We start from the raw sequence: 14,575 nt of genomic DNA, 5'->3' as shown, positions 1-14,575 counted from the left end.
CTTTCTGAAAGTATCTTTCAATTTTCTCAGCTGTATTCATCTGATTGATATTGTTAAATTTTTCCCAAGTCCAATTTCAATTAGCTTGTAATATGTTGAAACTTGGATATCGTTCAATCCTCTCTCAATTCGTGATATATAGCTTTTTTTAGTTCCTGTTCGTTCAGCAAGTTCCTCCTGTGTTAAATTTGCCTCTTTACGTGCTTCCTTTAACATAACCCCAAGTCTGAACGCCAATGAGTCAGCATCATATTTATCACGCATAGTTGTTCCTTTTTTACCATATTTTGCGATGAGTATGTCTTCAAAATCAGTTATATTATTCATTTCACGTTTTTTTATTGTTAAAATATTCTTTTTTTAATCGTTCAGCCAGTTTTATTTCTCGCCTTGGTGTTTTCTGTGTTTTCTTTAAAAAGCAATTAGTCAGTACAACCAAATTCCCTCCGTCAAAAAAGCACAGAATTCTAATACTCTTAAACGTTGTTATTACTTTTACTTCATAGATTCCATTTGTACTAACCAATGATTTGAAGTACTTTTTCGGCACTTGCCGCTCAAAACGAACAAGGTCAAGAACATATTCAATCTTTTCTTGAACTTTAGGCTCTTGTGATTTGTAAAAATCTATGAAATAGTTTTTGTACGTTGTAATCTTTCTTATCACAACACAAAGTTAACTAATTAGTTTACAAAATCAATGAAAAAGTGTATTTTTTATAATGACTATCCGATAGTTTGCACATTCTTTTTCCACTTGTATTCTAGCGCTGCCACTAACATCCTATCAAAGACAGAATCAAAGTATCTTCTGTTGAATTTATAGCAAAACTCATCAAGATAGCTTTGTAGATAGTCACTTCCTATTGAGTGGTGTATGTCCGGTAGAAGCCTCTTTGCATTACTTATGGCAATATGTACCCATGGCAGTATTTTAGAGGCTTCCTTTTTTGCTTTACAAACAACTGCATTGTGATCGGCAAGATTTTCTGGGTCAACGACAATTTATGGGGATTGATTATTTTAGATGCATAAAAAAAGACGATGCATTTAGAATTATTAGCATCTATCCTCCCTCAAGATTTATTACTTCATTTTGATATTGTATTTTTTGAAGAATTAGGAGATATTTCAGTTAAAAAGGATGCTTTTCACATTTATTTAGAAGAGAAGAATATTCTACCAGAGGGTTACTCAAAGGGTAATTATGAGTCCAAAGGTTTTATTAGCAGTAAACAGATTCAAGATTTTCCCATACGCGGTAAAGCAGTTTATCTACATATAAAAACAAGACGATGGCGAGATAAGAAGACTAAAAAGGGAGCGATTAAAAATGATTATTCATTCATTGCAGAAGGTTCTGGACTTGCTACATTTAGAGTGACAAAGAGTTAAGCTAATTTTATCTAAAATAACTTAACCATATGAAACGAAGAAAATACAGTAAAGAGTTTAAAATTAAAGCAGTAGAATTAAGCAATGTACGAGGTAACACAAAGCAGATTGCCATGGAATTGGGAATCAGTGCAGATCTTATTTACAGATGGCGTAGAGAATTAGAACAGCGTCCTGATTTAGCTTTTAGCGGTAATGGCGTCAAACAACTCACAGAAGATCAGAAAGAGTTAGAGCGATTACGTAAACAGCTCAAGGATGTTACCATGGAGCGGGATATCTTAAAAAAGGCCGTGAGCATCTTCTCCAAGAGCGATCGGAAGTATTGAAATTTATCAAAGATTACAGTAGAGAATATCCGGTTGGGAAGATGTGTAAAATTTTTAAAATTAGTAGAAACAAGTTATTACAGGAGTAAGAATTATGTTCCATCAGATAGAGATGGAAAAAATCGTATGCTACTCTCTGAGATTCACCGTATCTGTGAGCGAAGTAAATCTACTTATGGAAGTCCTAGAATTACAGAGGAACTCAAAGCTAAAGGGTTTAAAGTATCTAGGTCTAGGGTAGCACGATTGATGAAAAAACACGGGATTAAAGCAGTTCGTAAAAAGAAATTTGTTGTCACGACAGATTCTAAGCATCAATATCCAGTAGCTGATAATGTATTGGATAGAGATTTTAAAGCTACCGCTGCTGCACAGAAATGGGTTTCTGATATTACCTATTTAAAGACTGCACAAGGATGGCTGTACTTAACGGTAATTATTGACCTGTTTGATCGTAAAGTCATTGGTTGGTCTTTGAGCAATGGACTCAAAGCAAGACAAACTATCATTGCTGCATGGAGAATGGCTGTAAACAACAGAATGCCTTGTGAAGGTATGATTTTTCATTCTGATCGAGGTGTACAATACGCATCTCATGCGTTTGTTAATATCCTTAAAAGTTATCATGTAACACCCAGTATGAGTAGAAAAGGAAACTGTTGGGATAATGCAGTAGCTGAATCTTTTTTTAAAACAATCAAAACAGAACTAATGATAGACAATAAGTTTATATCCAACAAAAGTCTTCAAATTAAAGTCTTTGAATACATAGAAACTTGGTACAACAGATACAGAAGACATTCTGCTCTTGGTTACAAAAATATCATCGAATTTGAAAAATTATATCAAATCAAAAATGTAGCTTAACTTTTTGTACCATTTTTTGTTGCATATCCACTACTACCAGGTTCCATATTTACGAGGATAACCAAAGTAGAGTGTTTACCGTGGCCATTAATGAGAGCGAAGCACAGACAGAAAAGGTACTGGATTATATGGCAAAAAAAGCCTCCAAGATGATTACCGATGAGAGTGAATCAAAAGCGATACAAGAACTTCAAAATATGGTACATCTGTTAGAGGCGTACCCGGTACAAAATAGTTACCGCTTACATCTACCTAAAAGTACTCAAGGACGTAGACGTCTTACCCAAATGCTCCATGACTTTATTGCACAAATTACGGTATTGCATCAGTATCAACGTAAAGCAGAGCAAGTATTAATCACAGCATTAGACGATGTAAAGATAGCCGTAGATTTGATGTTTGAAAGCATTGTCTTAAAGACCGATGAACTCGATGGCATCCTTCGCCAGTTCTATGAAAGATTAAAAGAATCCATTACTAAAAAAGCAGCAAAGCAAGACAAGATGCCGGTAGAGATTGAGTTTACACAACGAGAAATACGCCAGGAGTTTAGCATTAGTAAAACACAGACGTTCCGTTATTTTACCGAATTGCAAGAGTTGGAATACATCCAAAAAAGCACTACAAAAAGTAGAAATACCTTTGTGTATAAAATCGTGTATCTGGACAATCAGGAGAAATTACGACAAGAAATCCGGGAGAATCTCTACAATCAGATAGATAATTACAGGAAAAACCAAAAAAACGCCTAAAAACAGTATATGTTTGGAACGCTATGGAACGGAAAAGGAACGCTTTTGGAACGGTCAAAACACTGATAATGAATATATAAAGTAGTAGCGTTCCAAAATTCCACAACAAGAATATATAAGGAAAAATAAAATTGCTATAAAAATCACCCTTTACCCATTCACTATTATGAAACTTTGCTACAAAAAACAGCGTGTAGGACGCTATGTAAAAATCAAAAGAAACAGCCACAGAAAATACCACATAGGATTTTAATCTGATTATCAAACTGATGTATCCCAACAGGCAAGTGGTCAATCCATACAACAAATTATTGGCCTACAGTGAGAGCTTTACCAAAGTACATTTACAAATCATTGATCAGACGGTCAAGAGTTTTACGATGATCAATGAGTTGTATAGAGATAAAGATAAATACGGAAGATTGTATGCCACAAGAGAAGATTTAGGCAATGCTGTTTATTTTCTGCAGAATGAATTAGAATTAAAACAGCGAGATGTTTTATTACCTGCAGCTACCCGTTGGTTTTATAAAGAAATCTACCGGCAGTTTTACGACCGCGAATTTACCAGTAGAAAAGCAGCTTTAGCGCTTAGAAAAACTAAAAGTACTGCTTACCGTTATTTAACTGAGTTAGTAGATCGAGAATTGGTCGAGATTGTAGGGAAAATACAATGTGCTTATGTTTACAGGATTAAAGAAAAAGAATCGAATTAAACCCGGAATCCGGAACCCCAAGTTCGGAACTTCTATTATCAATTTTATTTATAGCGCCATAAGAAAAATGGATAGTATACCGCTTCTAGTGGGTGATTTAAGAGTTGCTGTAACTTGAAACTTCTCAAACTTGAAACAAACTTTAGTAGCGGAATCAAAGGTGTTCGCTACGCCCCTCTGTGCAGCACTTTTTTTTGGCCAAAAAAAAATACATCGGCTTACAGCCGTTTTTGTCCAAAAAAAAGCTGCTGCCTCCCTGCTTCTGCTCCGCTCACTCGCAGCTCCTCTGTATTTTTGTTAACGGCTCATGGGTCGCCTACAAAAATCCACCGCTGCTTATCTGGCGCAGCCGCTGGTGCCAAAGCCTACTGCGCATTTTTTTTTAAAAGGAGTTTTTTATTTTTTAAATCAAGGAACAAAAAAATGCTTGTGGCGTGTCCACGCTGCTCACTTAATCGTTCACAGCCCCTGTGTCCAAGTCGGCTTTGGCGCTGCGCTTTCGCTGCGCTGGTTTTGCGTACAACGCAGAACACTCAATCGGCGTTGGCCTCTACAAACTCTGCGGTACCAATCAAAAAAGGGAAATACATAGTGGGCTATTATCCTACAAAAAGTTTACCGTTTTTTTAGCTAAATCCTAAAATAGATTTACAACCCGGAATCAATCCTAAAATGAGTTTACAGTTTTTAAAATCAGTACGGAAAACACTTGAGATATCACAGAGGGAAGAACTTACCATAAACGATGTAGTTCCGATGCTGAACGCACTATCGCTTGTCGGTTTTAAAAAGCTGACGATTTATCTCCCTGCTATAACCCTTTCTATAAATCCTCATCTTTTTAAAACGGAGGTAAACCGTTTTAATAATTGGCGATTTTTTAGAGGTGGAAAAAAGCCAGGGGAAAAATCGACAAGTATTAAAAGGATCAGTCACAAAAGTTGTGTGTGAGTTCAGATGAAGATTAATTGTTAATTGAAGATTGAATGAAGTGTGTCTTTGCGAGTGAAACGAAGCAATTAGGGATCAGGGTCAAAAGTTTTGTGTGGATTGAATTAAAGTTTTGATCTTTGTAAAAAAAAACAGAGATTGGAATTATCCTTAGACCTTTTAAAATTCATCTTACCTGAGATGCTCGTAGAACATTTTGATTTGGTAAGACACACTCATCGAAATGAGGAACTTCATTTGTATTTTGAAGAGCGTAATGTTGTTCCTAAAGAAGTCATAAATCCTAATGTAATTGCTCATGGTTTCCACAAAGAGATTACTATTGAAGACTTTCCTTTGCGTGGAAACACTGTGTATCTTCACGTAAGGCGACGTAGATGGTTAGATAAAGAGACTAGGCAAATCATTCAAAGAGATTGGAATCTAGTAGCTCAGGGAACTCGCATGACAGGTGAGTTTGCTGCTTTTTTAAAAGAGATTAGTCGATACTGAGAAGAGTGATTGCAAAACCATTGCAAGAATCTATGGCGTGAATGGGAAGAAGTTCCAAAGGCAGTATCGAGATTATTTGAGTGAGTTTAAACAGTGGAAGGAAAAGTCTCATGCCAAAGAGTGGTTGATCTTCCCTGAGAATATAGGAACTCGATTATCTATCGACGAAGTAGCCTTATCAAAAGGAGAACTCTACACCATCGTTACCAATAAAAAAGCTAAAGGAAAGAAAGGAAGTATTGTGGCGATCATAGCTACTACCAAAGCAGAACCTATTATCAAACACCTATTTAAAATCTCATCTGCGAAAAGAAACAAGGTCAGAGAAATTACCCTAGATATGGCGAACTCCATGAAGCTGATTGCCAAACGGTGTTTCCCCAAAGCCATACAAGTAACCGATAGATTCCATGTACAGAAACTAGCTCTAGAAGCACTTCAAGAAATTAGGATCAAACATCGATGGGAAGCCATAGATACAGAAAATGAACGGATCAAACTTGCCAAAACCAATAACAAAGAATATTACCCTGAAATATTAGAAAATGGAGATACCATAAAGCAACTCTTGGCTAGAAGCAGATACTTACTCTACAAAGCACCAAGTAATTGGACAGAAGATCAAAGAGTAAGAGCTAACATCCTCTTTAAAAGATATCCTGATATCAAAACAGCTTTTAAGCTCGTACAAGGACTTAGAAATATCTTCAACACAGCAAACTCAATACAAGTCGCTTATACAAAACTAGCGCATTGGTATAAAGATGTAGAACAAACAGCATACAAGGCTTTTAATACCATAGCAAACTCTATCAGGCTTAACTATAGATCAATATTGAATTACTTCATTAATAGAAGTACTAATGCAGCGGCAGAATCTTTCAATGCCAAAATCAAAGCCTTTAGATTACAATTTAGAGGGGTCAAAAACACAGAATTCTTCCTCTATAGATTAACTACAATTTTTGCATAAACACAACAATTAGTCTTGATCCTATTAAAATGAAGCAACCGAAGGGCACTAGTCTTCACAAAGAGCATAAAAAAAGAAGCTACCTAATTAAAAGATAACTTCTTACTTAGCAAACGATTTTAGTCCTCTAAGACGTCGTAGCTAAAATACGACTTTTTTACTTAAAAATCAAAGCTATTATCATCAATCTTAGTTCCACTGTGCGCTCAGGTAGCTATGAGCCTGGAGTATTTTACATAATTTACATTATAACTTACAAGCGAAGAACCGATCAAATAGTAAACTCCTGAATTTGTATTATAATGCCAATTATGTACAAATATCGAGGGAAAGGAAACGGAAAAAACACAGGGGTTTTGAGGAACGAAAATACTGGGTTTTTGGAGTGCGGATTTAATCATAAAATCATATATTTACAATGGTCATGAAGTGAGGACGTTCTTAAAAAAATCTGTTTTTGTCAGGTATAAGCGATAAAAAATGGGCTATTATTAAAAAAAACGCATAAACGTCTATCCCTTTGGTCTGCAACAAAAAGGGTATAATAATGTCGTTAACTCCCTAGGAAATAGTACCGCGCAGAAGTTTGGGTATAATGGAAAAGAATTAAGCGAAGAGCTTGGTTTAGATTGGCACGATTACGGAGCAAGAAATTATGATGCTAGTTTAGGTAGGTTTATGAATGTTGACCCTTTAGCAGATCAACGTACATGGGTATCACCCTATAATTTTGTACAGAACAATCCTATTAATCGCATTGACCCTGATGGTGCTTTAGACTGGGTTTTAAATGGTGAGAATGAAATATATTGGGATGATAATGCGAACTCACAAGCTATTACTCAAGCAGGAGAAACTTATTTAGGGAAAGACCTTACGTTCACTTTTAACAGTAACATTGATGGTGGTTTGTGGGATGGACCAGGTGGAAGCGCACCAGTTGGGGATAAACTAACTTCAACTATAACTCTTTCAGCAAGTGAAAATAGTAGTGGTCAATTAACAGGGATTTCAGCTGCAAAAGATATACAAGTTGGTACAACACCTATTGGAACGGCAAGGGATTATTTTCCAGGACTTGGAGATAACCAAAACCAATTTACAACCAGTCAATCTACGAATGCGAATGGAACCCTATCTAATTTTAGTTTGAATTTTGAACAACACGCAAGTGTATCTCCAATTGAAGGATTTGGGTTAAACTTGATGGGTTTTGATATTGTAAATGTTGCACAAAAGCTGAATATTAGTACGTCAGGCAGTCAGTTGTCGATTTCAGCGGGTACAGATGTTTTCCCATCGGCTACTCTTGGTGTAAATGGAACACAACTTTTTCAATATAATCAACCCTCATTTAGAGCTACTCACGGAAGAGATACGAGAACAGTCATAGGAGATAATGGAAGGGGCGGAAGCTTTACTACAGAGACTATTAAACGTAGACCAGCTCCTAATTTTTACAATCGATATAAAAAATAAGTTATGGCAAAACCTTCCTTTATAAATATCTTGCTTTACTTGTTTGTAAAGTATATCGCTTTTTATGTATTTCTGATGTTCAAAAATGGCAACTACCAATTATTGAAAGTTGATACATTGAAAAATGGAGAAGATTGGTTTTACTACTTGTGGTTGATTTTATTTTTGCCAATAGTTAGTATTTTGGTGTTTTCTGCTCCTCTTTACTTTTCGTTTAAGGTGAGTAATGAACGTTACTTTATGCTGATTATAGGAGCAGTATTGGTGGCAGAATATTTTGCTTATACTTATCTTGCCTCTCAGGCAAGCTTAATGAATGGAGTGTATAATGGAATTACCGGTATCTTATTCTTATTCCTGTTTTTCTTTCAGTCAATCAAGTTGATATTCAAGTAAAAAACCGAATTAAAAGTTAATTGCTTACAGAAGCCTTGCAGCAATGCAGGGCTTTTTCATTTAGCATCGTTAAGTACACCTGAAAGGGCATCTTTCAATTTTTTCTTACCGACAAGGGCATCTACAAAGGAAAAGACCATTTTCTTTTCTTCCTCATTTAGCGTCTCCACCAGTTTGATTTTTTCCATCAGGGAAGCATCGTAAGAATTTACATCTGCCAGCTTATCATCGGTATCAAAAATATCGGAAAGCTTTACCCCAAGAGCTTTGGCAATCTTTTCTAAAGTAGTAAGAGAAGGTTCATTAACACCATTTTCAATACGGCTGTACATCGGTGCGCCCATCCCTACAGAAGAAATCACTTCTTTAGCTGTCATTCCTTTGGCTTCTCTGATACTCTTTATCCGCTTTCCTATGTCCATTACGTTTGATTTATTACCATTAATAGCAACAAAGGTATCTAATTATAACGTTTTAGGCAATTATTTAGCTATGATGAGGATTAAAAGTTGCTTAATTAGGTAATAATATGTAGTTTTGTCTAATTAACACATAAGGCAAAAAATAATCAGGAATGGGAAAACAAGCATCGAGACAACTGAAAGTGTACGGACTCAACAGGTCGGCAAGTAGCAAAGAAGTGCCAGAGTTACGTTTGGCAGGAGTATGGATAGAGCAGCTTGGATTTAAGATTGGTGATTTGGTCAACATTACAATGCGAGATAAGCTATTAATCATAGAGCCAATGGAAGCGGAAGACCAAGAGAAAAAAGATTATAAATCAGCCTTGAAAGAAGTAAAACAAACCCTTAAAAAGTTGAGCCAATGACCATCCAAGAAATAAAACAGCAGCTCACCTTAGCACAAGTGCTACACTATTATCATTTAAAACCCAACAAGCAATTACAGTTGAACTGTCCGTTCCACAACGATAAAACACCAAGTATGCAAGTGTATTACAAAACGCATACAGCGTATTGTTTTAGTAGCAATTGCAAAACCCACGGCAAGAGCTTGGACGTGATAGATTTTATCCTACACAAAGAAAACTGCACCAAAAGAGAAGCGATATTAAAATGCCAAGAAATGATAAACGGAAGTTCAGGAAATCATAAGCCAACAAGCGAACTGACCAGTCCCGATAGCCATCGGGAAGCAGTAATTACCAAGATGTTTACCTACTTCAAGAATGCCATCCACAACAGCAAGCCAGCACAGGAATATTTACAACAAAGAGGGTTAGACTTTACCAAAACAGAAGTAGGCTACAATAGTGGGCAGTTCCACCACGGCACAAGAAAGGATGAAGCTCTCATAAATAGCTGTATCAAATATGGTTTACTCTTGGACTTGGGGACAAAGAGCAGAACAGGAAATCCAGCGTACAAACCCTTTGGTAAATGGGGCTTAGTGTTCGCATTGAAGAACAAGCAGCATCAAATTGTATCACTCTATTTTAGAAGCACTTTATCAGATAAGAAGCAACGGCATTTTTACCTACGGGACAGGCAAGGACTTTATCCGAAATACCCAAGCAAGGAAACCAAAAGACTAATCTTAACCGAAAGCATCATTGATGCAGCCACACTTTTAGAACAGGAGGAAATCAAGAGCAACTATGAAGTATTGGCATTGTTCGGCACGAATGGATTAACAGGGGAACATCAAAACGCAATCAAGGATCTGCGAGAGTTGGAAGAAATTATCTTCTTTTTAAACGGAGATGCAGCAGGGATAAAAGCAGTTGAGAAATACGCCCCAATGCTGAAAGGGGAATATCCAAATGTTACGATTAGTAATGTAGAAGTACCCGAAAATGAAGATGTAAACAGCTTGTTACAAGGACATAGCTCCGAAATATTGACCCATCTAATCGAGACCCGAAAGGAATACAGCTTTTTATTTTCAGTTGAAAAAAAAGAAGCTAAACAAGCCAGAGCAGTCCAAGAGCCAAAGCCAATACAGGAAGAACAAACAGGCTTAGATACCAACAATCCTTACAACTTGAAATACCAGGGCAATGAAGCCAACTACCAAATAAAAGGCTTCAATATCAACCAACTGGACAGCTTAAAAATCACCTTACAAATACAAATCAAATGAACACGATTACGCTAAAATTAGACCTGTACGAATTTAACCAGGTTGAAAAGGTCAGTAAAACAGTAGCTGAAAAGTTAGGGCTTAGAAAGGACTTAATCGAGCAGGATTTATCACAGCTTACCCATTTATTAGAGTTCTATCGAGATAAGCAGCTTGACCAAAAACAAGGCGATAATAAAAAGGCGGTTACAGTTCCGACAGCTTCAGCTACAAAATGTATTGAGTTCCTGAAGGGAGAAAACCTGACCCATAAGTTTAACAAGCTCATTGGAAAATCGGGAATAATCGGAGAAGAAACCAACCGTATTTTATTGTTCGTGATTGCCAGCAGTTACAAAATGCCTGACACCTTACACGCTCTGATACAAGGCAGTTCGGGAAGCGGAAAAACAAGGCTGTTAAAGATTATCAGCGATTTAATGCCGGCAGAAGATGTGAAGAAATACACCCGTGTAACCGACAACAGTTTTTACAATCAGGACGAATATTTTTTTGTAAACAAGCTCGTATGTTTTGAAGATTTAGACGGCTTAAAAGAAGATTCACAACTGGCAGTAAGGGAATTACAGAGCAATGAAATACTAAGGACATCCACCAGTTTAAAAGATAAAAACGGAAGCATTACAGGAGGCGAACGTATTGTAAGAGGTCCAATAGCTTAGCTATCGTGTACCACCAAAGGCGAAACCTATGAGGATAATATCAGCAGGAGTTTTTTAATCGCAGTAGATGAAAGCCGAGAACAGACCTTAAAAGTAATCCAGTACCAAAACCAAAAAGCATCGGGAATTATAGATAAAGAAGAAGCTAAAAAGATAGTTGCATTTACCCAAAATTGCATCCGATTATTACAGCCGTATGATGTAGTCAATCCGTATGCCACCAAAATAAAACTACCCGAAACGGCACATAAAATAAGACGATTAAACGAACTCTACCAAAGTTTTGTACGGCAAATAACATTACTCAACCAGTACCAAAGAAAGCGAGACAAACAAGGCAGGTTAATAACGGAAAAAGCAGATTTACAAACGGCTTGTGATATCCTTTTTGAAAGTATCGTTTTAAAAGTGGACGAGCTGGACGGAAGTTTAAGGCAATTTTTTGAGCGATTAAAAAGCTATTTAAAAGAACAAAACCAAGACTTTACCCAAAGAGAAATACGGCAGGAGCTAAACATCAGTAAAGCCCAATGCAGTAGAAATATTGGACGGTTAAGAGCAATGGAATATATCACGAGTAAATACTCAAATAATTTAAGGAGAGTAAGTTACAAAGTAGATTATTGGGATAATTACGCAAAAATCAGAGCCAATATAAAGGATGATTTAACCAACCAAATAAATGAACTATAAAGGAAAAGGGAACAATAGGAAACAATAATGGAACAATACAAATAACTATTAATCAATAAGTAAAGGTGTGTTTTAGGTGGATTGTTCCTTGTTCCAAAAAGTAAGTGTGTATGGGCAGACCGAAAAACATCATAGTCATAAACGAAGATTACCAAAAACTGGCAGAAAGCTTTTACAGATACCTTTTAAGATTGGGCTACAATGCCAAAGGATGCAAATCAAGATACAATTATTTATGTGAGTTCTTAAACTGGTTAGAGCAAAAAGGATTATTGAATATTACCAAAATCACAGCTTTAGAAATTACAAATTACTATCAGTACATCAGCGAAAGACCCAACAAGACAACAGGCGGAATATTAAGCCAAAAAACAACGCATAGCCATATGCGAATTATCCGAGACCTTTTTATAATGTTGCAGAATGAGGGCAAAGTAAAAACCAATCCTTGCAGTTCCCATACCCAAAAGCAAGAGAAGAAAGAACCGTATTAGACCAGGAAGAAATCAAACAACTTTACAAAGCATCAGAAACCGCCCAGGAACGAGCAATTTTAAGTTTAGCATACGGATGTGGTCTGCGAGTTGGAGAGCTTGTAAACTGCAATATTGAGGACATCAGACTACGAGAAAAAATAATCATTATCCCAAAAGGAAAAGGCAATAAAAGAAGAGTTGTGCCACTATCAAACGGAGTAGTCAAAGACTTAGCGGATTACTATTACAATGAAAGGGAAAGCCTAACCAAAGGACGAGATTACAATCCAAAGGAAAGTGCTTTTATGTTGCACTCAAGAGGTGGAAGAATGCAGAAAGGAACGTACAACAAGCATTTAAAAATATTGGTAGAAAGAACCGAAAACCAAGAGATAAAAGACAAAGAAATAACCATACACAATTTAAGGCACTCAATCGCAACACATCTTTTAGAACAAGGCATACCAGTAGAGCAAGTGAGATTATTTTTAGGACACTCACAGTTGGAAACCACCCAAATTTATACGCATATCAGCAGAAAACAAATAGAAAACTTGATGCAATGACACTTGAACAATATCTACAAAACGAATACAGTAAAACATCTGTAAACAGCTATAAAAATATCATCAATCGGTATTTATTGGCAGTTGGAAACAGAGTAGAAAAAGCAAATTACACGGACGTTCTGGATTATATTGGATTATTAAGAGAACAAAATTTACATCCCAAATCACTTCGGAACAACCTGTTTGCCATCAAAATATATTACCGGTATTTAGTCGCCACCGGAAAGCGACAAGACCATCCTTGCCAATACCTGTATTTAAAAGACCAAATTAATAGACAAATCCAAGTAGAAAGCCTTTACCCAAAAGAAATACTACAAGAGCTGTACGACAACTGGAAAAGTAAAAATGGGGAACATCAACAAAGAGATAAGATAATCATCAGCCTTTTGATTTACCAAGCTCTGACCGTTCTGGAAATATCACAACTAAAAGTAAGCGATATAAACCTTGAAAATGGAACGATAAACATTAAGGGAAACACCAAGAACAAAGGAAGAAAATTAAGTCTAAAACCCAATCAAATATTACTGTTCCATAACTACCAAAAACAAGACTGGAAACGTTACTGGAGAAAGCAAAAACCAAGTAAACGAACCGATTATTTTTTGATGAACGAACAAGGTTTACAACTTTGGCAAGGCGGAATAAATAGAATGATAAACAAAGGAAAAGACAAACAAAATAAACTCATTCCTTTAAAGATTAGACAAAGTGTAATTGCTCATTTACTAAAATCGGGTGCCGACCTTCGGCTAGTTCAGGAATTTGCAGGACACAGAAGAACAGCAAGCACAGAAGCCTACAAACAAACAGGATTAGAGGAACTGAAATCAGCTATTGAAAGACTGCATCCATTACAATAAAAGGAAATTATGAAAACACGAAAAGCATATATCATCAAAAAAGACGGTTCAAAGTTTTGGTTCGACATCCCGAAAGATACAGCGGAAAAGGTATTGAAATTACAGAAGATGTTTAAGAAAGACCAAGAGAAAAAGAAGCGGTAAAACCAAAATCCCCCAAAACAAAAGGATGAGATAATGACCCACCCGCCAACGCAAAAGCTATTACAAACAAGTTTACTGTGCCCCTATTTTTTTCTGTCATACTTTTTGTGTTGTTTTTGCCAACCGCACCACAGCACATTTATTTTTCAATTGAAATACTATTGATTTTAAAGGTCAAATGAAAAAATAAAAGAGCTGTTGCCAACGCAAAAAAACAAAACAAAAAGTCGCCTACGTTCCAACCGCCACCACCACTTCGGCTTATGCCAGAAAAAAATGGGGTAAGCTATTTAACATAAAATCGCTTCCATTATAGTACAAAAACAATGAGTTGATTAATTTTAAAAGGTATTGTTTTTGTCCTATAATTCATTTTATGTTCAAGGGAACAAGCCCAAATATCCACAGTAAACCAGCCTGTAATAACTTTTTCCAACGCTTCCCACCCGAAATAAGGTATCCTTTTGTTTTGGGGGATTTTGGTTTTAAGTTTTTTCATACCACTTCCTGCGGTCAGACAATGGTAGAGCCGACTGGCAGTAAGGAGCTTCGCAAATTTTTATTGAAAACTAACGCCCTGCGGTTGTTTGCTCATTTTTTATAATCATTGCCAAGAAAATTTATAGTAAAAAATGAAGCTTTGGGAAAGGCAATAATTACAAAAAATCGAGCCTTAAATCTGATGTGTTTTTTTCTTTCAACTGAAAATAAA

General features: G+C 36.3%; 19 protein-coding genes and 2 pseudogenes. 17 read left to right on the top strand and 4 right to left on the bottom strand.

The genetic code is table 11. The features are described 5' to 3' along the window. Positions 1–36: 36 nt before the first annotated feature. The 3 genes and pseudogenes from GKR88_17255 to GKR88_17245 form a co-directional block, all read right to left on the bottom strand. Positions 37–327 carry a helix-turn-helix domain-containing protein gene (locus GKR88_17255; protein QMU65852.1) on the bottom strand — a complete coding sequence of 97 codons (291 nt, stop codon included), beginning with the start codon at positions 325–327 and terminating at the stop codon, positions 37–39. A gap of 1 nt (position 328) precedes the next feature. Then, complete coding sequence (locus GKR88_17250; protein QMU65851.1) at positions 329–667, bottom strand: type II toxin-antitoxin system RelE/ParE family toxin; 339 nt, start codon at positions 665–667, stop codon at positions 329–331. 59 nt (positions 668–726) lie between these two features. Beyond that, a pseudogene (locus GKR88_17245) lies at positions 727–936 on the bottom strand (IS1595 family transposase). A gap of 108 nt (positions 937–1,044) precedes the next feature. Between GKR88_17245 and GKR88_17240 the strand changes: the two are divergent. The 10 genes and pseudogenes from GKR88_17240 to GKR88_17195 all read left to right on the top strand — a co-directional run bounded on the left by GKR88_17240 (position 1,045) and on the right by GKR88_17195 (position 8,350). After that, the gene (locus GKR88_17240) at positions 1,045–1,395 is read left to right on the top strand and encodes a hypothetical protein (GenBank protein ID QMU65850.1); all 351 of its coding nucleotides are present in this window, start codon (positions 1,045–1,047) and stop codon (positions 1,393–1,395) included. A gap of 29 nt (positions 1,396–1,424) precedes the next feature. Next, positions 1,425–2,591 (top strand): annotated as a pseudogene (locus GKR88_17235) (IS3 family transposase). 80 nt (positions 2,592–2,671) lie between these two features. Continuing rightward, the gene (locus GKR88_17230; protein ID QMU65849.1) at positions 2,672–3,343 is read left to right on the top strand and encodes a hypothetical protein; all 672 of its coding nucleotides are present in this window, start codon (positions 2,672–2,674) and stop codon (positions 3,341–3,343) included. Positions 3,344–3,612: 269 nt separating this feature from the next. Then, positions 3,613–4,059, top strand: a complete 447-nt coding sequence (locus GKR88_17225; protein ID QMU65848.1) for a hypothetical protein — start codon at positions 3,613–3,615, stop codon at positions 4,057–4,059. A gap of 294 nt (positions 4,060–4,353) precedes the next feature. Further along, the gene (locus GKR88_17220; GenBank protein QMU65847.1) at positions 4,354–4,689 is read left to right on the top strand and encodes a hypothetical protein; all 336 of its coding nucleotides are present in this window, start codon (positions 4,354–4,356) and stop codon (positions 4,687–4,689) included. 42 nt (positions 4,690–4,731) lie between these two features. Beyond that, positions 4,732–5,010: a hypothetical protein gene (locus GKR88_17215; GenBank protein ID QMU65846.1), complete on the top strand. Its 279-nt coding sequence runs from the start codon at positions 4,732–4,734 to the stop codon at positions 5,008–5,010. Between the two features lie 138 nt (positions 5,011–5,148). Further along, positions 5,149–5,502, top strand: coding sequence for a transposase (locus GKR88_17210; protein QMU65845.1), 354 nt, complete (start codon positions 5,149–5,151; stop codon positions 5,500–5,502). 19 nt (positions 5,503–5,521) lie between these two features. Next, entirely contained in the window at positions 5,522–6,475 is a 954-nt protein-coding gene (locus GKR88_17205; GenBank protein QMU65844.1) for a DDE transposase, read from the top strand. 504 nt (positions 6,476–6,979) lie between these two features. Further along, positions 6,980–7,954, top strand: a complete 975-nt coding sequence (locus GKR88_17200) for a hypothetical protein (protein ID QMU65843.1) — start codon at positions 6,980–6,982, stop codon at positions 7,952–7,954. A 117-nt stretch (positions 7,955–8,071) separates the two neighbouring features. Next, positions 8,072–8,350: a hypothetical protein gene (locus GKR88_17195; GenBank protein QMU65842.1), complete on the top strand. Its 279-nt coding sequence runs from the start codon at positions 8,072–8,074 to the stop codon at positions 8,348–8,350. A gap of 56 nt (positions 8,351–8,406) precedes the next feature. Here the strand turns inward: GKR88_17195 and GKR88_17190 are convergent, their stop codons facing one another. Next, positions 8,407–8,772 carry a helix-turn-helix domain-containing protein gene (locus tag GKR88_17190; GenBank protein QMU65841.1) on the bottom strand — a complete coding sequence of 122 codons (366 nt, stop codon included), beginning with the start codon at positions 8,770–8,772 and terminating at the stop codon, positions 8,407–8,409. 152 nt (positions 8,773–8,924) lie between these two features. Between GKR88_17190 and GKR88_17185 the strand changes: the two genes are divergently transcribed. The 7 genes from GKR88_17185 to GKR88_17155 all read left to right on the top strand — a co-directional run bounded on the left by GKR88_17185 (position 8,925) and on the right by GKR88_17155 (position 13,719). After that, a complete protein-coding gene (locus tag GKR88_17185; GenBank protein ID QMU65840.1) occupies positions 8,925–9,179 on the top strand; it encodes a type I addiction module toxin, SymE family in 255 nt (84 codons plus the stop codon). Further along, positions 9,176–10,453: a toprim domain-containing protein gene (locus GKR88_17180; GenBank protein QMU65839.1), complete on the top strand. Its 1,278-nt coding sequence runs from the start codon at positions 9,176–9,178 to the stop codon at positions 10,451–10,453. Before GKR88_17185 ends, GKR88_17180 begins: the two co-directional genes overlap by 4 nt. Next, a complete protein-coding gene (locus tag GKR88_17175) occupies positions 10,450–11,115 on the top strand; it encodes a hypothetical protein (protein ID QMU65838.1) in 666 nt (221 codons plus the stop codon). The genes GKR88_17180 and GKR88_17175 overlap by 4 nt, the downstream gene beginning before the upstream one ends. 39 nt (positions 11,116–11,154) lie before the next feature. Next, positions 11,155–11,808, top strand: a complete 654-nt coding sequence (locus tag GKR88_17170; protein QMU65837.1) for a winged helix-turn-helix transcriptional regulator — start codon at positions 11,155–11,157, stop codon at positions 11,806–11,808. A 110-nt stretch (positions 11,809–11,918) separates the two neighbouring features. Further along, positions 11,919–12,302, top strand: a complete 384-nt coding sequence (locus GKR88_17165; protein ID QMU65836.1) for a hypothetical protein — start codon at positions 11,919–11,921, stop codon at positions 12,300–12,302. After that, entirely contained in the window at positions 12,257–12,850 is a 594-nt protein-coding gene (locus tag GKR88_17160; protein QMU65835.1) for a tyrosine-type recombinase/integrase, read from the top strand. The genes GKR88_17165 and GKR88_17160 overlap by 46 nt, the downstream gene beginning before the upstream one ends. Further along, positions 12,847–13,719 carry a tyrosine-type recombinase/integrase gene (locus GKR88_17155; protein ID QMU65834.1) on the top strand — a complete coding sequence of 291 codons (873 nt, stop codon included), beginning with the start codon at positions 12,847–12,849 and terminating at the stop codon, positions 13,717–13,719. The genes GKR88_17160 and GKR88_17155 overlap by 4 nt, the downstream gene beginning before the upstream one ends. Positions 13,720–14,575 lie beyond the last annotated feature (856 nt).

Source organism: Flavobacteriaceae bacterium (genome assembly GCA_014075215.1).
In the GTDB taxonomy this organism is placed as follows: domain Bacteria; phylum Bacteroidota; class Bacteroidia; order Flavobacteriales; family Flavobacteriaceae; genus Polaribacter.
Note: the sequence above shows the minus strand (reverse complement) of the source record. Positions and strands in the feature narration are given on the sequence as shown.